Source organism: Rhodococcus sp. ENV425, assembly GCF_002887785.1.
GTDB classification, from domain to species: Bacteria; Actinomycetota; Actinomycetes; order Mycobacteriales; family Mycobacteriaceae; genus Rhodococcus; species Rhodococcus aetherivorans.
Genome location: NZ_PCZU01000212.1, coordinates 7,355 through 29,117, shown reverse-complemented (window position 1 = coordinate 29,117; position 21,763 = coordinate 7,355). Strand labels below are relative to the sequence as shown.

The window sequence follows — 21,763 nt, the reverse complement described above, 5'->3', positions numbered from 1 at the left end:
GCGGCGTTCGGCAGGACGGGCTCAGGCGACGCGCTCGAGCGAGGTCCCCTCGTCGAGCCGGCGCAGCGTGCGCAAGGTGGCCCACAGCAGCGCGGTGATCACCAGCCCGACGGCACCGTACGCGGGCAGCGCCGCCGAGATCGGCACCAGCGCCGCCACTGCGCCCGCGACCACCGCGCCGACGGAGGCACCGGCGGTGACCTGCGCCGCCCACACCGCGGCGATGCGCCCCCGGTACTCGTCGGGGGTGTGTTTCTGGACCGTCGCGTACCGGACGATGTCGGTGAGCGCGTCGCCGAAGCCGTGCGCGGCCAGGCCCAGCAGCGCCACCGCGACGGTCGCGGTGAGGCCCGCCCCGACGAGCCCGGCGGCGGAGACGGCCATGAGCAGGAAGACCACCTGCCCGGATCGGCGGAGGTGGCCGGTCCAGCCGCTGGTGAGCGAGCCGATCACCGCGCCGACGGCCGGGGCGGTGTAGAGCAGCCCCACCACCGACGGTCCCGCGCCGAGCACCTCGGTGGCGTACTCGGGGACGAGCACCGACCAGCCGGCGAGCAGCATCGTCACGAATCCGCAGACGAGCACGCCGCCGATGACACGGTTCCCCGACGCGTAGCGGAAGCCGCTGAGCACCGAGCGCAGCGGCGACTCGTCGGCGACGTGCGTCGGCGGCAGGGACGGCAGCCGGGTGATGCAGAACGTGGTCACGGCGGTGGTGAATGCCGCGAGAGCGTAGGCCACCCCGACTCCGCCGGCGGCGATGACGACCCCGCCGAGTGCGGGTCCGACCATCGCGCCCAGGTCGCCGGTGAGGGCCATGAGCGCACCGGCCGCCGCCATCTTCTCCCGCGGCAGCAGGCTGGGGGTGACGGCCATGAGGGCGGTCGCGGAGATGCCGCCGCACGCGCCGTCGATCACGGCCGCCACATAGACGACCCACATCTTCGGGTCGGGCAGAAACGCGTTGAGTGCGAGCACCGCGAACGCCACGCCCGCGGTGCCCCGGGCGACGGCGATGACGCGCCGGCGATCGTAGCGGTCGGCGAGCACCCCGCCGACGAACGTGGCGGCGAACGTGGTCACGCCGAGCACCGCCGACACGGCGGCGACCTGCGCGGTGGACCCGGTGAGCCGGTACACCTGCAGCGGCACGGCGACGACGAGGAAGCCGAGGCCGAACAGCGACACGACCCGGGCGGTGAAGATGTAGCGGAATTCGCGGCTGGTGCGCAGGGGGTCGACGTCGAGGACCAGGTTGTCGATCAGGGCCACGGCCGGGTCACCGCGGGGCGAGCAGGTCGTACCACGCCTCGAGCCGCGGTTCGGTGGCCAGCGAGACGAAGTCGACATCCGCGCCGGCGCCGCGCCACTGCTCCACGAGCGCCATCAGACGCACCGAGTCGAGGCCCTGGTCGACGAGGCTGAGCGCGGGGTCGAGTTCGTCGGCCTCGATCTCGAGGAGCCGTGCGATATCGGTGCGGATCGTCTCGCGGTCCAGGATGCCGGACTGTGTTGACATGAGGTCACTCCTTCTCGGTTGCAACGGGTTCGGGGATGCGGGCGGCCGCGGTGAGGGCCTGGACCCAGCGCCGGGCCACGACGGCGACGGTGTGCTCGTCGAGCACCTCGTGGGGCGCGGCGAATTCGCAGTCGAGCACGGGCCCCTCCGGGGTGTCCTCGACGACGGCGTCGACGTGCAGGACGTGGTCGAGCGGCGTGGCCGGGTCGACGGAACCGCCGAGCGCGACGGCCTCGGGTGCGCCCGACCACGGGGCGCCGGTGTCCTCGCCGAGCGTCATCCGGCCGAGGTAGTTGAACACCACCTGGGGCCGCCGATAGCGGTCGAAGACGTGGTCCGGCGCGAGGCGGTGCAGCAGTCCGAAGCCGATGCCGTTGTCGGGCACGGCGTTCAGCGCGTGCGCGACTCGCGCGCGGGCCTCGCGCGCGGCGGCCGCGCCGGTCAGGGCGTCCTCGGGGTCGATACCGGCCAGGTTCAGCGCGACCGGGAACATCGACGTGAACCACCCGACGGTGCGCGCGACGTCGGCTCCGGGCACGACCTGTTCCTCGCGGCCGTGACCCTCGAGTTCGACGCGCACGACGTCGCCGCCGCGGACCGAGGCGACCGCCACGGCGAGCGCCGCGAGCAGCGCGTCGTTCACGGCCCCGGAGGCGAGGACGTCCTCGGTGACCGGCGCGGGAACCCGCACGTGCGTCGAGCGCAGCGCCGAGACCGTGTCGCGTGCCGGGTCGAGGGCCCGGACGCCGAGGGGTGGTTCGACCGCGTCGACCGCGGGTTGCCAGGCGGGCAGCGAGGCCCTGATCCGCTCGGAGCGCGCGGCCACGGCGAGGCCGGTCGCCCACGCCCGGAAGGACGTGCCGGGTGACGTCAGCGCGACGGTCTCGCCGCGTCCGGCCGGTTCGACGGCGTCGGCGAGGTCGGGCACGAGGATGCGCCACGACACACCGTCGATCACCAGGTGGTGCACGGCGACGAACACGCGGCCGGGGCGGTGCGGCCCGAAGTCGAACAAGATCGCCTGCACCATCACTCCGGATTCCGGATCGAGTGCCCTGTAGGCGATTTCGCGTTCGGCAGCGAACCGATCCGCCCACTGCTCGTCGTCGACCTCACCGACCTCGACGCGGCGCACCAGGGTCTCGATGCCCGGTGCGGTCTCGGGGACGGTCCAGCGGGGTCGGCCCCCGGCGACGGCGAACCGGGACCGCAGCATCGGATGGGTGTCGAGCAGCGCCGCGACGGCCTTCCCGAGCGTGTCCACGGTGAGGCCGACGGGCGCGACGAGCAACCGCGCCTGCGAGAACCGGGCGAGGTCGCCGCCCCACGCGAGGGCCTCCCACACGATCGGGGTGATCGGCACGTCGCCCGTCGCGGCGACCGCGGGCACCGCCGCCGGGGCCGTGTCCGTCTCGTCGACCGCGGCCAGGGCCGCGACGGTGCGCAGCTCGAACACCTGCCGGGCCGTGAGCCGGAGCCCGGCGGCCCGGGCGCGGGAGACGAACTGGATCGAGACGATCGAGTCACCGCCGAGCGCGAAGAAGTCGTCGTCGATGCCCACCCGGTCGAGGCCGAGCACCTCGGCGGCCACCTCCGCCAGCACCGCCTCCCGCTCGGTGCGCGGCGCACCCGAGCCGACGAGTGCCCCGAAGTCCGGCTCCGGCAGCGCCTTCCGATCCACCTTGCCGTTGGCGGTGACGGGGAATGCGGCCAGCACGAGCACCGCGGCCGGCACCATGTAGTCCGGGAGCCGCTCGGCGAGCACGGCCCGCACGACGGCCGGGTCCACGTCGCCGTCGGGCACGACGTAGCCGACGAGCCGGCGCACGCCGCGTTCGTCGGTGTGGGCGACGGCGACGGCGTCGCGCACCCCGCGCACCGCGGTCAGGGCCGCCTCGACCTCGCCGAGCTCGACCCGGAAGCCGCGGATCTTGACCTGGTCGTCGCCGCGGCCGAGGAATTCGAGGGTGATACGGCCGTCGCCGGCCGGGACCCGGCGCACGACGTCGCCGGTGCGGTACATGCGGGTTCCCGGCGGACCGAACGGGTCGGGCAGGAAGCGGGTGCCGGTCAGGTCGGGGCGGCCGAGGTAGCCGCGGGCCACGCCGGATCCGGCGACGTACAGCTCACCCGCGACGCCGACCGGCACGGGGCGCAGCATCCGGTCGAGGACGTAGGCGGCGGCGCCGTGCACGGCCCGGCCCAGGCACGGGGTGTCGGCGTCGGTGACCTGTCCGACGAGCGAGTCGACGGTGCACTCGGTGGGCCCATAGAGGTTGAACGCACGTCCGTCGGTCAGCTCCCGCAACCGCCGCCACAGCGCCGGGTTGACGGCCTCGCCCCCGAACCCGACCGTGGCGGGCCGGTGTCCGCCGTCGAACAGCCCGGCGGCGACCATGCGGTCGAGGAACGACGGGGTGACCTCGAGGAAGTCGAGTTCGTGTTCGGCGACGTACGCGACCATCGCCTCGGGATCGCGCAGGGTGTCCTCGTCGAACACGTGCACGGCGTGGCCGTCGAGCAGCCACAGCATCGGCTGCCACGAGGCGTCGAACCCGAACGACCAGGCGTGCCCGACGCCCACGCTCGTCCGGCCCGCCCCCGCCACGGTGGGCACGTACAGGTCGGCGCGGTGGCTGTCGAACAGGTTGAGCAGGTTCGCGTGGGTGATCGCCACGCCCTTCGGCAACCCGGTGGAGCCGGACGTGTAGATGACGTACACGGGGTGCTCCGGCCGGAGCGGTGCGGTGCGCTCGTGGTCGGCGACGGGTGCGGCCGGGCGGGCCCCGACGTCGGCACGGACCGTCTCGTCGTCGAGGTCGAGCACCGGCACCCCACCGAGCACCGGTCGCAGCGTCTGCGCCACGGCACCGTTCGTGACCACGACCCGCGGCCGCGCGTCGCCGACCATGTGCGCGAGGCGCTCCGCGGGGTACGCCGGGTCCATCGGGACGTAGGCGCCGCCGGCGGCGTGCACGGCGCAGAGCGCGACCATCATGTCCGCCGAGCGCGGCAGGGCCAGGCCCACGAGCGTCTCGGGCCCGACGCCCTCGTCGATCAGCCGTCGTGCCAGACGTGCCGACGCGGCGCCGAGCTGGGCGAAGGTGAGCCGCACGGCGCCGCACACGACGGCCGCCGCGTCCGGGGTGCGGGCGATCTGCGCCGCGAGCAGGTCGGCCACGGTGCGGTGCCCGTTCGACGGTGCCGGAGCGGTCGACGAGAGTTCGGGCAGCCGCCCTCGCTCGGCCGGACCGAGGACGTCGAGCTGGGCGACGCGCAGCGACTGTTCCCCGGCGAGCTGGTCGAGGAGGCCCACGAGCTGCCGGCCGAGCTCGCCGGCGTCGGCGGCGGTGAACAACGCCTGCTGGTACTCGAGGGTGAGGGCGAGCTCGTCGTCGAGTTCGGCGACGAGCACCAGCGGGAAGTTGGTGGCGTCGTGACCGCGGACGTCGGTGACATCGAGACCACCGGAGCGCTGCGCGCGGGCGAGGGCGTCGGTGTCGATCGGGTAGCTCTCGAACACGATGAGGGTGTCGAACAGTTCGCCGAGGCCGACGGCGCGCTGGATGTCGGCGAGGCCGACGTACTGGTGATCCAGGAGCCGGTTCTGCTCGTCCTGGACGCGCCGGAGCAGTTCGGCGGCGGGCTCGCCGGGGCGCAGCGCGACGCGCACGGGCACGGTGTTGATGAACAGGCCGATCATCGTCTCGACGCCGGGAACGTCCGGGACGCGGCCGGACACGACGGCGCCGAAGGTCACGTCGGTGCGGTCGAGCCGGGCGCCGAGGAGAACCGCCCACGCGGTCTGCACCGCGGTGTTCACGGTGACGCCGAGGTCGCGGCAGCGGCGCTGCAGCCGCGCGGCCAGGCCGGCCGGCACCGGCACCGGGAGTTCGGCGGGCAGCGTGGCGTCGAGCGACGAGCCGGCCGGGGCGAGCAGCGTGGGTTCCTCGACGCCGGTGAGCGCCTCGGTCCAGCGGCGCAAGCCCTCGTCGGTGTCGCGGTCGCCCAGCCACGCAAGGTAGTCGGTGAACGGGCGGACCGCGGGCAGCGACGCCGGGTCGGCGCCCGCGCCGTAGAGGGTGAACAGTTCCTGCATCAGCAGCGGCGACGACCAGCCGTCGAGCAGCAGGTGGTGGGCGGCGAAGATCAGCCGGTGCCGGTCCGGTGCGACGCGCACGAGGGTGAACCGCACCAGCGGCGCGGCCGCGACGTCGAACCGGGTGGCGCGGTCGGCGGCGACGAGGTCGTCGCTGCGCTCCTCGACGGGCCGAATGTCACATCGCGTCGATCTGACCGAAGCGGTGTGACATTCGGTCACGGGGGTGGGGTCGTGTGTGAGGTCGACGTCCGTCCACCGCAGGCCGGGATCCCGGAGAACGACGCCGACGGGGTCACCGGCTGCGGTCGTGCGGAATCCGGTGCGCAGGGTCGCGTGCCGGTCCAGCAGCGCGACGGCGCTGCGCCGCAACGTGTCCCGGTCGAGGTCGCCGCGCAGATCGAGGACGGTCTGCATCGAGTACACGTCGGTGCCGGTGCCGTCGTCGAGACCGGCGAGGAAGAACATGCCGCGCTGCAACGGCGTGAGCGGCACGACGTCGTCGATCGGGCCGAGTTCGGTGGTGAGCGAGGCGAGTTCGGGCAGCGCCAGCCCCCGGTAGGTCAGGTCCGACGGAGTGGGTCCGCCGGCGCCGGGGGTGCCGGCATGCCGGGCCAGCGCGGCGAGCGCCTCCACCCACCCGCCGGCGACGAGGGCGACGGTCTCCTCGTCGAGGACGCCCGCCGCCGTGAATTCGCAGACGATCTCGGGGCCGCGGGGGCCGTCCTCGGTGACGGCGTTGACGTCGAGGACGTGGTCGAGGGGTGTGCCGGGATCGACGGCGCCGCCGAGGGCGCCCGCCTCCGGCGCGGCGGACCACGCCTGACCTGCGTTCTCCCCGAGCGTCATCCGACCGAGGTAGTTGAACATCACGTCGGGGGCCCGGTACCCCGGGAAGTGCCGCGTTCCCCCGGGAGCGAGCCGGCGCAGCAGCCCGAATCCGAGGCCGTCGTCGGGCAGGGCCCGCAGCGACTCCTTGACCTGGGCCAGAGCGGTTCCGGCTGCCGCGGTACCGGCGAGGGCCTCGTGCGGGTCGATGCCGGACACGTCGAGCACGGCGGGGTACAGGGTGGTGAACCAGCCGACGGTGCGGGTGAGGTCGGCGCCGGGCACGGCGTGCTCGGCGCGGCCGTGGCCCTCGAGGTGCACGCGCAGCACGTCGCCGCCGCGCACCGACGTCACGGCCAGCGCGAGGGCGGTGAGCAGCACATCCGCGACGCCCGCCCGGTACGCGGCGGGCACGGTGGTGAGGATCTGCTCGGTGACCGCCACGGGTACCCGCACCTCGCGCGACCGCGCGGTGGCGACGGTGTCGCGCGCCGGATCCAGCGGGCGGGCGCCCAGCGGCGGTTCGGTGGTCTCGGCGATCTCCTGCCAGCGCGGCAGAGACTGCGCAATGCGATCGGACGTGGCGGCTTCGGTGAGCCCGAGCGCCCAGTCCCGGAAGGAGGTGCCGGCCGGCTCGAGGTCCGGCGCGGCGCCGCGGCGCACCCGATCGACGGCGGCCGCGAGGTCGGGCACGAGAATCCGCCACGACACACCGTCGACGACGAGGTGGTGCACGGCGACGAACACGCGGCCCGCCACGTCGGGGCCGGCGTCGAGGAGCACCACGCGGATCATCTGCCCGGCCGCGGGGTCGAGGTCAGCCAGCGCGCGGTCGCGTTCGGCCTCGAACAGGGCGCGCCACCGCGCGTCGTCGAGACCTGCCGCGTAGACCCGGCGCACCGCCGTCGCCGCGTCCGGAATACCCTCGGGCACCACCCAGTCCGCGTCGCCGCCGGCGACGGTCAGGCGCGAGCGGAGCATGGGATGGGTGCGCAGCAGTGCGTCGACGGCCGCGACGAGGTGCGCCTCGGTGAGCCCGGGCGGAGCGATCAGCAGGCGGGCTTGCGCGAAGCGCCGCAGATCCCCTCCGTGGTCGAGGGTTTCGCGCACGATCGGGGTGAGCGGCACCGGGCCGGTGGCCGCGCCGGCGGGCCGCGCCGGCTGCTCGTCACCGGTGTCGGACTCGCAGGCCGCGGCGAGCGCGGCGACGGTGCGCAGTTCGAACACCTGGCGCGCGGTGATCCGGACGTCGGCGGCGCGAGCGCGGGACACCAGTTGAATCGAGACGATGGAATCGCCGCCGAGGGTGAAGAAGTCGTCGTCGACGCCGACGCGGTCGAGGCCGAGGACCTCCGCGAACGCGGAGCACAGCGCCGACTCCGTCGCGGTGCGTGGCGCACCGGATCCGGCGAGCGCCCCGAAGTCCGGCTCCGGCAGGGCCTTCCGGTCCACCTTGCCGTTCGCGGTGGTCGGCAGTTCCGGGACCCGCAGGATCGCGGCGGGCACCAGGTACTCGGGCAGGTGGGCGGCGACGGCGGTGCGGACGGTCACGGGCTCGGCCGTTCCGGTGACGTAGCCGACCAGGCGGCGCACGTCGCGGGCGTCGGTGTGCGCGACGACGACGGCGGCACGCACCCCCGGCACGGCACCCAGCGCGGCCTCGATCTCGCCGAGTTCGACGCGGAACCCGCGGATCTTGACCTGATCGTCGTCGCGGCCCACGTATTCGAGGGCACCGCGTTCGGTGTCGACCGGGTCCGGCAACCATCGCACGACGTCGCCGGTGCGGTACATCCGCTCGCCCCGGCCGGTGAACGGGTCGGCGACGAACCGCTCCCCCGTCCGGCCGGGTTGTCCCAGGTAACCGCGGGCGACACCCCCGCCGGCGACGTACAGTTCCCCGGCCACGCCGGGCGGTGCCGGTCGCAGCCACCGGTCCAGCACGTACAGCCGGGTGCCGGGGGTCGGTCCGCCGATGGTCACGGTGTCTCCCGCGATACGGGAGCAGGTTGCGTCGACCGTGCATTCGGTGGGGCCGTAGCAGTTGTAGGCCTCGACGCCGTCCGCGGCGCCGAGGCGCCGCCACAGCGCCGATCCGACGGCCTCGCCGCCGACGGTCACCTTGGCGGGCCGGGGGCGGTCACCGTCGAGCAGACCGGCGTCGAGCAGACCGCTCATCAGCACGGGCACGCAGTCGACATGATCGATGCGGTGGGTCCGCACGTAGTCGACGACGAACGCGGTGTCGGTGCGGTGCTCGTCGGGCAGCACGTGCAGGGTGTGCCCGGACAGCAGCCAGGTCAGGGCGGCGACGGCCGAGTCGAAGGCGAACGGGTAGGTCAGCAGCACCCGCCACGTGCCGGACGCCGACCGCATGATCGTCTCTCGCTGCGCGGCAACGAGATCGGTGAGATTGGCGTGGGTGACGGTGACACCCTTGGGGAGGCCGGTGGAGCCGGAGGTGTAGACGACGTACGCGGCGTGACCGGGGCGGAGCGGGCGGAGACGATCGGCGTCGGCCACCGCGGCGGCGGGCAGCGCGGCGAGCCGGGCGCGCAGGTCCGGGTCGTCGAGCACGACGAGGCGCGCGCCGCTGCCGGTGAGGGTCGCTCCGAGTTCGTCGGCGACGGCACGGGTGGTGAGCACGACACCGGGGCGGGCGTCGGCGACCATGTGCGCCAACCGCTCCGCCGGGTACGACGGATCGAGCGGCAGGTAGGCACCCCCGGCGGCGAGCACCGCGAGGACGGCCTCCACGGTGGCGGCGGAGCGTGGCAGAGCCAGGCCCACGAGCACGTCGGGTCCGACACCGAACCCGATCAGCAGGCGCGCGAGCCGCGCCGAGTTCGCCCCGAGCTCCGCGAAGGTGCGCTCTTCGGCGCCGCACACCACCGCGAGGGTGTCCGGACCCGCCGAGGCGGGCAGCGCCGCGACGGTGCCGTCCGAGGGCGCGGCCGGCGCGACGGACCACGTGCCGAGGACGCGACCGCGTTCGGTGCCGGTGAGCAGGTCCAGCGCGGCGGCCGGGCGGTCCGGCGCGGCGGCGAGGGCACCGAGGATGTGGACGAGGCGGCCGGCGAGGGCGGCGGCGTCGTCCGCGGTGAACAGGCCGGGCCGGTAGTCGAGGGTCATGACGAGGGTGTCGGCGACGCCCGCGGTGAGCACGAGCGGATAGTTGGTGGCGTCGCGGCCCTCGACGGCGGCGATCGTGACCCCGCCGGCGCGCTGGGCACGGTCGAGCGCGTCGCGGTCCACGGGATAGCTCTCGAAGACGGTGAGGGTGTCGAACAGCTCCCCCAGTCCCACGTCGCGCTGTACCTCGGCGAGGCCGAGGTACTGGTGGTCGACGGTGCGGGACTGCGCCAGCTGCACGCGCCGCAGCAGCTCGGTGACGGTGGCGCGGGGATCCAGGCGCACCCGCACGGGCACGGTGTTGATGAACAACCCGACCATGGATTCGACGCCGGCCAGTTCCGGCGGTCGCCCGGAGACGGTGGCGCCGAAGACGACGTCGTCGCGGCCGAGCAGCCCGGACAGCAGCAGCGCCCACCCGGTCTGCAGGACGGTGTTGAGGGTGACGCCGGCGTCGCGGGCCAGGCCGGTGAGCCGGTCGCCGAGTCCGGCCGGCACCTCGACGGCGACGGCGGCGGTCGGCGTCGTGGCCCGGGTGGCGCCGGGCGGGGCGACGAGGCTCGGTTCGGTGAGCCCGTCGAGGGATTCGCGCCACAACGCGCGGGCGGCGTCGTGGTCCTGCCTGCCGAGCCACGCGAGGTAGTCGCGGTAGGGCCGGACCGGAAGCAGGCCGGTGGTGGCACCGCCCGCGGCGTAGATCTCGAGGAGTTCGCGCACCAGGATCGGGGTGGACCAGCCGTCCACGACGATGTGGTGGGCGGTGAGCACGAGCCGCACGTCGTCCGGCCCGAATCGCACGAACAGCCAGCGGATCAGCGGCGGCCGCGTGAGGTCGAACCAGTCGCGTAGATCCTCGGCGAGCAGGTCCGCGAGGTGACGCTCCGCGACGTCCGGCTCGAGACCGGTCAGATCGACGCTGCGCCAGGGGGCTTCGGTGCCGCGCACGACGAGGCCGGCGGTGCGGCCGTCCTTGCGGGGGCGGAAGCACGTGCGCAGGGCGGGGTGCCGGTCCAGCAGCGCCTGCGCGGAGGTCCGCAGGGTGTCCTCGTCCACCCGCCCGGTCAGGCGCAGCACGGACTGCACGGTGTAGGCGTCCGGTTCGACGGCTCCGGCGGCACGGGCGGTGTCGTCGGGCGCGGCGACGGTGCTGAGGTATAGCAGGCCTTGCTGCAGCGGCGAGAGGGGAACGATGTCTTCGAGCGCGGAGGTGCGGGTCATATCTGCCTAACGAACGGGTGCGAGGTGCGACGAACACGGCCCCCGGGTCGCCGGACGCGGGGGCCGTGGGTGCCGGGAGGGCTACTGCTGCCGGTTCGCGGGCAGCGCGGCGAGCGCCTCGTCGATGGAATCGAGTGCGAGCAGCGCGGTCTCGTAGGTCGCGGCGTGGGAATGTTTGACCGGAACCAGATTTCCGGCCTGCACGGCGGGCAGGGACTGCCACAGCGGGGAGGCCATCAGCTCCTGCAGCTCGGGCGAGACCGAGCCGTCGGCCTCGACGCCGTAGACGATGACGTCGACGTTCCCGAGGTTCCGGCCGATCTCCTCGACGGAGAGGTACTCGCCGTGCACGTCCTCGGGGTTGGCGGGCTGACCGGGGAACTGCAGGTCGAGGTCCTCGAACAGGTTGGTGGTGTACGACGAGGCGTACTCGCGGAAGAACTCACCGGGCTCGGTGCCGCACACGTTGCAGACGCCGGCGAAGGTCAGGTTCCCGAGGGTGCCGCGGTACTTCCCGGCGATCTCCGCGGCGCGTGCCTCGTACTGCTCCTTGTACTCCCCGTAGGCGTCGGACACGTTCGCGGCGTCGGCGTACTGCTCACCGAGGCCGCGCCAGTCACCGGGGTTGGTCAGGCCGAGGAAGACCACCGGAGCGAGGGCCTCGAGCTTGGCCGTGTCGAGCTGCGACTGCACGCGCGCGGGCACGCCCATGATGATCAGGTCGGGCGCGGCGGCGGCGACGGCCTCGTAGTCGAGTTCGCTCACGGCCCCGTCCGGCGCCACCTTGGGCAGCGCCTCGTACGCGGCCTTGGTCTCCGCGTCCATGTTGTCGAGCTCGCGGGTCCATTCGCAGGCGGCGGCGAGATTCGCGTCGGCCTGGAGCAGCGGTAGCACCGCGTAGCCGCAGGCGACGATGCGCTGCGGGTCGGACGGGATCTCGATCGGCCCGTTCTGCGCCTCGAACGTGCGCGTGGCGTCCGCGGCCGGTTCCTCGCCGGAGCCACCGTCGCTGCCGCACCCCACCAGGCCCACGGCCAGCACCGCCGTCGCGCCGAACACCGCTGCGCGGCGCAGCCGGCCCCGTCCCTCAACCCGCATCGCTTACTCCCACATGTCTGTTCGCCGGGCACCCGCCCGGACCTGATTGGTTAGGCTAACCGAACTCGGTGCGGGCGCCAAGCGCTACGTCCCCGGTCCTGCGCACAGTTGTCTGCGCCGATCCTCGTGCCCCATGAGGGACAGCACGCGAGGACAGCTTTCGTCGCTCCGGATGAGGGGGCCACGAAGGCGCACGGTCCGTAGCCGGTCCGTGCGCCTTCGTAGCAGTTTCGGAAAGGCGCGCTCGCCCTTCGGTCCATCGTGAAGGTGGTTCAGCCGGTGATCTGGCCGAGCAATTCCTCGGCGATGATCTGCCGGGCTTCGGTGAGTATCGAGCCGAGCACTTCCTCACAGCTGGCGACCTCGTGGATCAGGCCTTGGGCCTGGCTGGCCCACCAGAGTCCGCCTTCGACGTCGCCGTTGCCGTACACCTGTTCGCGGCCACGGGCACCGCTGGCCAGGTGGGCGACGTCGTCGAAGGTCGCACCCGTTCGGCGTGAGATGGTGGCGATTTCTTCGGAGACCGAGTTGCGTGCGACGCGGGCGGAGTTGCGGAACTCGCGGAAGACGATGACGGTGTCGCGTTCGGTGTTGTCGACGATCTGCTGTTTGACGTTGTCGTGGATGGGTGCCTCGGTGGTCGCCATGAAACGGGTGCCCATGTTCACCGCGGAGGCGCCGAGCGCGAGGGCGGCGACGAGACCGGCGCCGGTGGCGATTCCGCCGCTGGCGATGATCGGGATGGACAGTGCCCGGGCCGCGGCGGGGATCAGCACGAGCCCGGGGACGTCGTCCTCGCCGGGGTGCCCTGCGCACTCGAAGCCGTCGATGCTGATCGCGTCGACGCCGAGTTGTTCGGCTTTGAGGGCGTGCCTCACCGAGACCGCCTTGTGGATCACCTTCACACCGGCGGCCTTGAACGCAGGTAGGTGCGGTCGCGGGTTGCCGCCTGCGGTTTCGACGATGGTGATGCCGCTGTCGACGATGGCGTCCCGGTACTCGTCGTAGGGCACCGGCCGGATGGTCGGGAGGATCGTCAGGTTGACGCCGAACGGCTTGTCGGTGAGGTCGCGGCAGCGGGCGATCTCCTTGATCAGCGCCTCAGGGGTGGGTTGGGTCAGGGCGGTGAGGAACCCGAGTCCTCCGGCGTTGGCCACCGCGCTGATCAGGTCCGCGGTGCCGACGGCGGTCATGCCGCCGCACACGATGGGGTGCTCGATCCCGAAGGTCTCGGTGAAGATATTGGTGAACAAATGCTTCCTCGGTGTGGGTTGACCGCCGATTGGCGGATGACCGGACTGCTCAGCGATGTCTGCTTCGGTCAGAACGGGAGATTGAATGCGCGAATCGCGTTCTCGCGCAGGAACGCCGTACGGGTCTTCTCGTCGAACTCGAGTTTGTCCAACCCGGACAGGCAGTCGGGTGCCGGCCAGGCGAGGTGGTTGGAACCGAAGAGCACCTTGTGCCGGCCGTGTCCGCGGAGGTAGTCGACGATCTCCGCCGGATAGCGGGAGGTCTTGTATGCGGAGGTGTCGATGTAGACGTTCGGGTACTTCGTGGCCAGTGAAATGGCTTCATGTGTCCATGGCACGCCGATGTGACCCACGATGACCCGGGTGACGTTCGACGATGTCGCCGACCTTGTCGTTGCTGATCAGCGGTCCCGCCGGGGCGTACCGGGCGCTCAACATGCCAGTTCGACGCCCGCTTCGTCCATGCGGTCGAGGGTCCACAACACCGGCGGTTCGGCCTCGGGGATGGTTCCCTTCGACCAGCGGCGCAGGGAGTCCAGGAAGGGCATGTCCAGCCATCGCTGGGTCGGGTGCTGCATCCAGGCATCGATCGTGTCTGTCATCGTTTTCCCTTTCTCGTGTCGGTGGTGTCGGATCAGGCGGTTTCGGGAACGGGGTGGGCCGCTCGGCTGTCCTCGTCGGTTCCGGTCTCTTCCATGTCGCGGTGCCGGGTTTCGGGCAGCATGAGTGCGCAGAACAGACTCAGGAGACCGAAGCCCGCGAGCATCCACCCGACGGCGGCGCTGCCGTACTGGGAGGTGAGGTGCGCGGCCAGCATGGGAGCGGTGCCGCCGCCGATGACCCCGGCGATGGCGTAGGCCATGCCGGCGCCCGTGTAGCGGTACTCGGTGTGGAACATCTCCGGCAGCAGTGCGCCCGCGGGCCCGTAGGAGACGCCCATGATGGCCAGGGTGAGGGCCAGGCCGGCGAGGAACGCGACCGGGGAGCCGGTGTCGAGGAGGGGGAAGAGCACCAGTCCTCCGGGGATGGCCACGAGACAGGAGGCGAGCACCATTTTTCGGCGGCCGATGCGGTCGGAGTGGATGGCGGACAGGATGATCGCGGCACAGAAGACGGCGGCGGCGAGGAGGCCGAGGGAGAGCACTGTGGTGCGGCTCAGGCCGAGGGTGGCAGTGGCGTACGAGGTGAGGTAGGCGGTGCCGATGTAGAAGAACGCGAACATCATCGCCAAGGATCCGGCGGCGAGGAGCAGCTCACGGGGCTGATTCTTGAAGACTCCGAGGAGGGGTCCGGCGCCGGCGCGGCGGGCCTGGGTGGATCGCCGGGCGAACATCGGTGTTTCCTCGACCGCGAGCCGGACGTAGAGGCCGATCAGCACGAGGAGGGCACTGGCGATGAAGGGGATTCGCCAGCCGTAGTCGAGGAACGCCTGCGAGGTCTCGCCGACGAAGAGGTTGACCGCCAGGAAGGTGCCGTTGGACAACGCGAAGGCCAGTGACGGTCCCAGCTGTGGGAATACCGCGTACAGGCCCCGTTTGTCGGTGGGGGCGTATTCGGTGGCCAGCAGGGTCGCCCCGGCCCATTCACCGCCGACGGCGAGGCCTTGCGTGATCCGCAGTGCGATCAGCGCGAGCGGTGCGGCTACGCCGATCGTGGCGGCGCCGGGGAGCAGTCCGATGAGCACGGTGCTGATACCCATCAGCAGCAGGGTGCTGACCAGCGTTTTCTTGCGGCCGATCCGGTCGCCGAAGTGGCCGAAGATCGCGGCTCCGAGGGGGCGGGCGACGAACGCGACGGCGAAGGTGGCGAAGGAGGCGACGGTGCCGGCGGCGGTACCGAGGGCGGGGAAGAAGACCTTCGGGAAGACCAGCGCTGCCGCGGTGCCATAGATGAAGAAGTCGTAGAACTCGATGGTGGTGCCGGTGCAGCTTGCAATGGCGACGCGGCGCATCGGGGTGGTCGGTGGGCTCGTCACCGTGTCGACGGTTCGGGACATCGTGATCTCCTGCTCGGTGGGCCCGTCCGGCTGGCGGAGGGGCTGGGGTACGACGAGCAGTGTGAGCGCCGTTACACCGACCGCTACACCCCCCAAAGTGGGTTGTGTTGCCGGGTAGCTGCTTTCGTGGGTACGTCGTGGGCAGGGAATGTCCGCTGGAGGTGCGGGGCTGCGGGCGGAGAGGGGTCAGCGGATGAGGCCGCGCTCGCGGGCGGCGAGGATCGCCTGCACGCGGTTGCTCGCGTGCAGCTTGCGCATGGCGCTCTTGAGGTAGGACTTGACCGTGTTGGGCAACAGGCCGAGGGTCTCGGCGATCTCCCGGTTGCTCAGACCCCGCGCAACGTGTTCGAGCACGTCGATCTCGCGGGGCCGCAGCACAGTGGGTGGTTCCTGCGATGCAGCCGGCGTCAGCACGGGCGCGAACCGGTTCCCGACCGCCTCGATCCGGGCACGCAGGACGTCGTCCTCGATCTGCCCGGCCAGGTCCGCCAGTTCCTGAGCGATGTCGTGCAGGTCGGCGCGGCTGAGCGCCGGCCGGTCGGCCTGGATATCGGTCCGCATCAAGCTGAGACGCCGCCCTACCTCGTCCTCGACGGCGATGTCGCGCTCGAGTCGCCGGACGAGTGGGGTGAAGCTGTCGAACCAGCGGTCGCCCAGGCGCACGTGGGTACGGGCCGCCAGGTAGATGAGGATGCGAGGTATCCGGTCGACGATGATCGGTAAGGCGGCCAGGGTTTCGATCGCCTCCGGGCGCACGGCGTGGTCGTACACGTGGGTGATGCCCTGGGCCGAGAAGTAGTCGGCCACCGAGACCGGGCGGGCGAGCATCAGCGCCTTTCCGCCGAGTCCCTCACCGTTGCGGACCACCAGGTTCACCGCCGAGCGGGTGCGGACGCCGGTCAGGTCGGTGATCTCCATCGCCACGGCGCCGTGCTGCACCGGCCCGCCGAACACCATGTCCATTCCGGCGTGCTTGCGGAGAGTCTCCAGCGAGCGCGCGAGGATGCGCCGTTCGACCGGCGTACCTGATTCGAATGACGTGATCATGTGGGCCTCCAACTACGCATCTGCCATTGAAGCTAGTGAGTGCCGTCACACCGTGGCAACGTCGTACCCCCGAAGGTGGGTGCCGGGCCGCCGGACCTACCTTCGGGGGTCCCGCACCGGTCCTCTCCCAGGCCATATTCCTCCTCGAGAACGGAGGAACACACATGAACACCAGGTTGAGCCACACCGTCGGTCCGGCCGAGCAGCCACTGCTCGAGATGACGATCGGTGACAACTTCGACCGGACCGTCGCGAGGTTTCCCGACCGCGAGGCTCTGGTCGACGTACCTACCGGGCGGCGGTGGACGTACGCCGACCTTCGGGCCGACGTCGACGCTCTGGCACGAGCGCTGCTCGAGGAGGGAATCACCCTCGGTGACCGGGTCGGGATCTGGGCCCCGAACTGCGCCGAATGGACGATCGTGCAGTTCGCCACGGCGAAGGTCGGCGCGATCCTCGTGACCGTCAACCCCGCCTATCGCGCCCACGAACTCGAGTACGTCCTCACCCAGTCGGGAATCCGGCTGATGTTCGCGGTCCCGTCGTTCAAGACTTCGGACTACGCGGCGATGATCGTGCAGGTCTCGCCCCGGTGCCGGAGTCTCGAGAAGGTGGTCCACCTGGGCGGCGAGGAGTGGGCGGCGCTGCTGCGCTGGGGCGCTCAGGCCTCGCCGGACCGGCTCGCCGAGGTGCAGGACGGGTTGACCCCCGACGATCCGATCAACATCCAGTACACCTCGGGGACCACCGGTTTTCCCAAGGGCGCGACCCTCTCCCACCGCAACATCCTCAATAACGGGTTCTTCGTCGGTGAACTCCTCGGCTATACCGAACAGGACCGGATCTGCGTGCCGGTGCCGTTCTACCACTGCTTCGGCATGGTCATGGGGAACCTCGGGGCCAGCACGCACGGCGCGTGTGTCGTCATCCCGGCCCCGGCGTTCGACCCGGTGGCGACGCTGCGCGCGTGTGCCGAGGAGCGATGCACGTCCCTGTACGGGGTGCCGACGATGTTCATCAGCCTGCTCGATGCCCCGGGCTTCGACTCCTACGACCTGTCCTCGATCCGCACCGGGGCGATGGCCGGTTCGCCGTGCCCGGTGGAAGTGATGAAGCAGGTCACCCAATGGGCCCCCGAGATGGCCATCGCCTACGGGATGACCGAGACGTCCCCCGCCTCCGCCCAGACCAGGGCGAACGACTCCCTGGACCGACGGGTCTCCACCGTCGGGCGGGCCCACCCGCACGTGGAACTCGAGATCGTCGACCCGGCAACCGGTGAGACCGTGCCCTCCGGGCAACCCGGGGAGCTGTGCGTCCGGGGCTACTCGGTGATGCTCGGCTACTGGAACCAGCCCGACAAGACCGCCGAGACGGTCGATGCCGACGGCTGGATCCACACCGGTGACCTGGCGGTGATGGACGAAGCGGGCTTCGTCGCCATCACCGGGCGGATCAAGGACATGGTGATCCGCGGCGGCGAGAACATCCACCCGCGGGAGATCGAAGAGTTCCTCTACACCCATCCGGACGTTCTCGACGCCCAGGTGATCGGGGTGCCCGACGCCAAGTACGGCGAGGAGCTGATGGTGTGGCTGCGGCTGCGTGACGGTGCCGCACCTTGGGACGCGGCGGCGCTCCGCGAATTCTGCAGAGGCCGGCTCGCGCACTACAAGATCCCCCGGTACGTGCACTGCGTCGACCAGTTCCCCATGACCGTGACCGGGAAGATCCGCAAGGTGGAAATGCGAGAACACGCCATCGACATGCTCGGGCTCGAAGCCTGAAACCCACACCACGAGACACACTCACCTTCGATACGGAGGAACCGACATGAGCTGGACCATCGAACGCCGCGGACGCGTCGCCGTCGTGACGATGAACACCAATCCGGTCAACGCACAGAACCGCGCCTTCTTCGCAGACCTGCACGAGGCGTTCGATCGACTCGAACGCGACCACCCACAGTCCCCGGTCGTGCTGACCGGCACCGGCACCCGGTTCTCGGCCGGACTCGATCTCGCCGAGCACTTTCCGCTCTTCGCCGGGGACGAGGCAGAGGTCGCGTCGTGGTTCCAGGACTACCGGGCGACGAACATGCGGTTGTTCACCTATCCACGGCCGACGGTGGCCGCGGTGAACGGGCACGCATTCGCCGGGGGCCTGATCACCGCCGCCGTGTGTGACCGCCGGGTCGCCGTCCCCGACGGGGCCCGGTTCGGGATCAACGAGGTGCCGATCGGCATCCCGATGCCCGCGGTATATCTGCGGATGCTGGCCTACGCCTGGGGTGAACCGGTGGCCTCGCGAACCTGTTTGCAGGGCGAGATCTTCACCTCGGCCGAGGCGCACGCCATGGGCATCGTGCACGAGCTGGTACCGGCGGAGGAACTGCTCGGCCGCGCCGTCGCCATCGCCGAACTGACCCCCGAAGACTGCATCGAGAACTACGCCTACACCAAGCGCGCCCTGCAGGCCCCCGCCCTGCGCGACATCGCGGACCTGTGCGACCCGCTCGACCGCAAGGAGCTGGCCGCCGGCATGACGAGCGAGCCGTCCCGGCGCGCCCACCGTCGGTACTGGGAACAGCTCAAGGGCCGCCCCGCGGGATGGTGACCAGGGTGGACGGCGGCGCGGACGAGCAGTTGCCCGCCTGGGTGATCTGGCGGCAGCGGCCGTTTCCCGATACCAACCTGCTTCTGCTCGACGGGCGGGAAGCGGCGCTCGTCGACAGCGGTTTCGTCGGCCATGCGCAGCAGACAGCCGAATGGGTGCACGCGCACAGCGACAATCTCACCCGGGTCGTGAACACGCACTGGCACGCCGACCACGTCGGCGGCAACGCGCTACCGCAGGCGAGGGGTGCCGGTATTGCGGCCGGCGCCCCGGACGCCGACGCCGTCGCCCGACGCGACCCGGGCTGCTGTCTCGCCGAATACCTCGACCAGCCGGTCGCCCCGTACACCGTCGACGAACCGCTCGACGACGGGCAGGTGCTCCGGCTCGGCGACACCGACTGGGAGGTGTCCGCACCCCGGGCCACACACCCGGCCACCTGGCGCTGTGGCAGCCCGAGGAGCGACTACTGGTGGTCGGAGACGCGCTGTCCGACTACGACGTCGGCTGGGTCGACAGTGCCCTCGACGGCCCTGACGCGGCCCGCACGGCCCTGCAATCGCTGCACCGGTTGACCGACCTTCGGCCACGGGTGCTGCTGCCCGCGCACGGACCGATTCCCGCCGACACCGACGGAGCACTGGCCAGTGCACGGCGTCGCGGCCAGCGTCACGTCGACGACCCGGACGGCGCGGTGCGGTACGGCGCACGTCGAATTTTCGTCTTCGCGTTGATGATTCGAGGCGGCATTCCCGCCGACGAGGTCGAGCCCTACCTGCATGCACGCGCCTGGCTGACCGACGCCGCACGGTTGTTGTGCCTCACACCCGAGGCGCTCGCCGCCGAACTGGTCGAGACGATGATCCGCGGCGGCGCCGTCGTCGCGCGGAACAATCGACTACATGCCGCCGCCGAACACATCCCGGTCACGCCGGGAACGCTGCAGGTGCCGTTTCCCCGGAAATGGTCGGCGTCGCGCGCACGCGCCGTTCCGGACCGCACGTGAACGCGTGCTGTCGCCGAGTCCTATCCGACCACCCGCTGGATCAGCAGTACCGCACCGATTCCGATCATCGCGGCACCGGAAATCCAGGTCACCACCCGCGCCGCGGCGGGGCGGGTGCGCAGCACCACCCGCGCCCCCGTCCCCACCCCCGTGTAGACCACCGCGCAGCTGACCGTGTGCACCACACCCAGCAGCACGATCTGCACCGCGAGGGGCCACCGCGCGTCCGTGTCGGTGAACTGTGGCAGCAGCGCCAGGAACAGCAGAAGCACCTTCGGATTCAGCCCGCTGGTCCCCATACCCTTGACCGCCTGCCGCACCCACGATTCCGGCGCCTGCTCCGCCCCGGCCTGCGGCAGAGCCGAGGGCTTGACGAGCATCGCGATCCCCAGCCACACCAGGTACGCCGCCCCGACCGCCGTCAACGCGGTCAGCACCAACGGCGAACGGGCCACCAGCGCCGCGACGCCGGTCGCCACCACCGCGGTCATTGCCAGATGCCCCGACAACATCCCACCGACCGCGGGCACCACGGTGCGGTGCCGCAGCCCCGCCGCGATCGCGTACGCCCAATCCGCCCCCGGCGTCAGCACGAACAGAAACGACACCGCCCAGAACGCAGCAACGGTACCGCCCGCCATGACCTCACTCATCCTTCACACTCTCGGACCGCCAGAACGCCTGGCGGTTCCCGATAGAGAGATTAGGGAGATCGACCTGGAATTCGTTCCCATAGTTTTCACAAGAACCGTGTAATTGGGGGAAAATCTTCCACATGGACAACGTCGACAAAAAGATCCTTGCCGAGCTCCAACAAGACGGGCGGCTCACCGTCACCGAACTCGCCGATCGGGTCCAACTCAGCATCTCGCCCTGCCACCGCCGCCTACGCGCGCTGGAGAGCTCCGGCGCGATCACCGGCTACCGCGCCCAGCTCGACGCCGGCGCCCTGGGCCTGACGTTCGAGGCGCTCGTCTTCGTCACCATGCGCACCGTCGACCGCGACACCCTCGAGGCATTCGAACCGGCCGTCGCCGCCATACCCCATGTCCTGCAAGCGCAACGACTGTTCGGCGACCCCGACTACCTCCTGCGGGTGATCACCCGCGACCTGCCCGCCTTCCAGAAGCTCTACGACGAATCCCTCGCCACCCTCCCCGGCGTCGGGCGCCTCAGCTCCACTCTCGTCATGAAAAGCGTGGTAGACAACCGTCCCCTGCCCCTGTAGGACCCCGACCACTGCTCCGTGGCCTACGCGGTCCGGAGCGTACCGACGCCCCAGGAAGGACGGTGTCCTGTCCGTCCCGATCGAAGAACACGTCGTTACTCCGCTGTCGACGGTCCGCATCGATGATGCGGCGCACCTCCGGGCCCAGCGCCGAGGCACTCACCCGAATTCCAGTGCGAAATCGTCGATTTCGGACTGGTCGAGGTCGCTCAGCGTCAGATCGGAGGGAGTGAAGCCACCGGCGTCGTCGCGCGCGGCGTGGTCGGCGAGCGCACACAGCGCCGCGACCCAGCCGTGCGCCAACTCGGCGACGACGGACGCCGGCACGACCCCGGTGGCGTAACCCCACGTCGCGCGGAGCACCGGTCCGGCCGGCGTCTCCTCGGTGACGGCGCCGACCTCGATCGCGTGGCTCACCGGCATCGCCTCGTCGGTGGTGCCGCCGAGCACGCCGGCCTCCGGAGCGGCCGTCCACGGTCCGCCGTCCCCCTCGCCGAGGGTCAGCCGGCCGAGATAGTTGAACCCGATCTCCGGTGCCGGTGCGGCCCCGAGTTCGGTCCCGGACTCGGGATCGAGATGGCGGAGCATGCCGAACCCGATTCCGTTGTCCGGGATCTCCCGCAACTGCTCCTTGACGAGCTTGAGCGCCACCCCGGCGCAGTCGCCGCCGGCGAACGCCTCGGCGAGATCCACCCCGGAGACGTCGAGGCGGACCGGATACAG

General features: G+C 71.3%; 15 protein-coding genes and 1 pseudogene. 5 read left to right on the top strand and 11 right to left on the bottom strand.

Features of this window, described 5'->3' with window-relative positions:
- Positions 1–21: 21 nt before the first annotated feature.
- The 9 genes from entS to CQZ88_RS17765 all read right to left on the bottom strand — a co-directional run bounded on the left by entS (position 22) and on the right by CQZ88_RS17765 (position 16,190).
- Positions 22–1,272, bottom strand: a complete 1,251-nt coding sequence (entS, locus tag CQZ88_RS17800; RefSeq protein ID WP_006931924.1) for an enterobactin transporter EntS — start codon at positions 1,270–1,272, stop codon at positions 22–24.
- Between the two features lie 7 nt (positions 1,273–1,279).
- On the bottom strand, positions 1,280–1,519 hold the full coding sequence (locus tag CQZ88_RS17795; protein WP_065923000.1) for a phosphopantetheine-binding protein: 240 nt from the start codon (positions 1,517–1,519) through the stop codon (positions 1,280–1,282).
- Between the two features lie 4 nt (positions 1,520–1,523).
- Entirely contained in the window at positions 1,524–10,796 is a 9,273-nt protein-coding gene (locus tag CQZ88_RS17790; protein ID WP_102800107.1) for a non-ribosomal peptide synthetase, read from the bottom strand.
- An 81-nt stretch (positions 10,797–10,877) separates the two neighbouring features.
- The gene (locus tag CQZ88_RS17785) at positions 10,878–11,894 is read right to left on the bottom strand and encodes an ABC transporter substrate-binding protein (RefSeq protein WP_006931919.1); all 1,017 of its coding nucleotides are present in this window, start codon (positions 11,892–11,894) and stop codon (positions 10,878–10,880) included.
- A 272-nt stretch (positions 11,895–12,166) separates the two neighbouring features.
- The gene (locus CQZ88_RS17780) at positions 12,167–13,147 is read right to left on the bottom strand and encodes a nitronate monooxygenase family protein (RefSeq protein WP_065923002.1); all 981 of its coding nucleotides are present in this window, start codon (positions 13,145–13,147) and stop codon (positions 12,167–12,169) included.
- Positions 13,148–13,215: 68 nt separating this feature from the next.
- The gene (locus CQZ88_RS31280; RefSeq protein ID WP_065923003.1) at positions 13,216–13,500 is read right to left on the bottom strand and encodes an amidohydrolase family protein; all 285 of its coding nucleotides are present in this window, start codon (positions 13,498–13,500) and stop codon (positions 13,216–13,218) included.
- Positions 13,501–13,578: 78 nt separating this feature from the next.
- Complete coding sequence (locus CQZ88_RS31275; RefSeq protein WP_232334113.1) at positions 13,579–13,749, bottom strand: hypothetical protein; 171 nt, start codon at positions 13,747–13,749, stop codon at positions 13,579–13,581.
- 32 nt (positions 13,750–13,781) lie between these two features.
- Complete coding sequence (locus CQZ88_RS17770; RefSeq protein WP_065923004.1) at positions 13,782–15,143, bottom strand: MFS transporter; 1,362 nt, start codon at positions 15,141–15,143, stop codon at positions 13,782–13,784.
- Between the two features lie 186 nt (positions 15,144–15,329).
- Entirely contained in the window at positions 15,330–16,190 is an 861-nt protein-coding gene (locus CQZ88_RS17765; protein ID WP_065923005.1) for a LuxR C-terminal-related transcriptional regulator, read from the bottom strand.
- 164 nt (positions 16,191–16,354) lie between these two features.
- On the opposite strand from CQZ88_RS17765, the gene CQZ88_RS17760 reads away from it, so the two are divergent.
- The 4 genes and pseudogenes from CQZ88_RS17760 to CQZ88_RS31265 all read left to right on the top strand — a co-directional run bounded on the left by CQZ88_RS17760 (position 16,355) and on the right by CQZ88_RS31265 (position 19,812).
- Positions 16,355–17,977 carry an AMP-binding protein gene (locus CQZ88_RS17760; RefSeq protein ID WP_102800106.1) on the top strand — a complete coding sequence of 541 codons (1,623 nt, stop codon included), beginning with the start codon at positions 16,355–16,357 and terminating at the stop codon, positions 17,975–17,977.
- 46 nt (positions 17,978–18,023) lie between these two features.
- Positions 18,024–18,806, top strand: a complete 783-nt coding sequence (locus tag CQZ88_RS17755; RefSeq protein ID WP_065923007.1) for an enoyl-CoA hydratase/isomerase family protein — start codon at positions 18,024–18,026, stop codon at positions 18,804–18,806.
- Positions 18,800–19,356, top strand: a pseudogene (locus CQZ88_RS31270) (MBL fold metallo-hydrolase); the annotation flags it as partial. The gene CQZ88_RS17755 and the pseudogene CQZ88_RS31270, both read left to right, overlap by 7 nt.
- Positions 19,357–19,377: 21 nt before the next feature.
- Complete coding sequence (locus tag CQZ88_RS31265; RefSeq protein WP_198163317.1) at positions 19,378–19,812, top strand: hypothetical protein; 435 nt, start codon at positions 19,378–19,380, stop codon at positions 19,810–19,812.
- A gap of 20 nt (positions 19,813–19,832) precedes the next feature.
- On the opposite strand, the gene CQZ88_RS17745 is transcribed toward CQZ88_RS31265, so the two are convergent.
- On the bottom strand, positions 19,833–20,465 hold the full coding sequence (locus CQZ88_RS17745) for a LysE family translocator (RefSeq protein WP_306430609.1): 633 nt from the start codon (positions 20,463–20,465) through the stop codon (positions 19,833–19,835).
- A gap of 122 nt (positions 20,466–20,587) precedes the next feature.
- On the opposite strand from CQZ88_RS17745, the gene CQZ88_RS17740 reads away from it, so the two are divergent.
- The gene (locus tag CQZ88_RS17740) at positions 20,588–21,040 is read left to right on the top strand and encodes an Lrp/AsnC family transcriptional regulator (protein ID WP_006931915.1); all 453 of its coding nucleotides are present in this window, start codon (positions 20,588–20,590) and stop codon (positions 21,038–21,040) included.
- 159 nt (positions 21,041–21,199) lie between these two features.
- On the opposite strand, the gene CQZ88_RS31260 is transcribed toward CQZ88_RS17740, so the two are convergent.
- On the bottom strand, positions 21,200–21,763 hold a 564-nt coding region (locus CQZ88_RS31260; RefSeq protein ID WP_258008652.1), incomplete at its 5' end, for a hypothetical protein.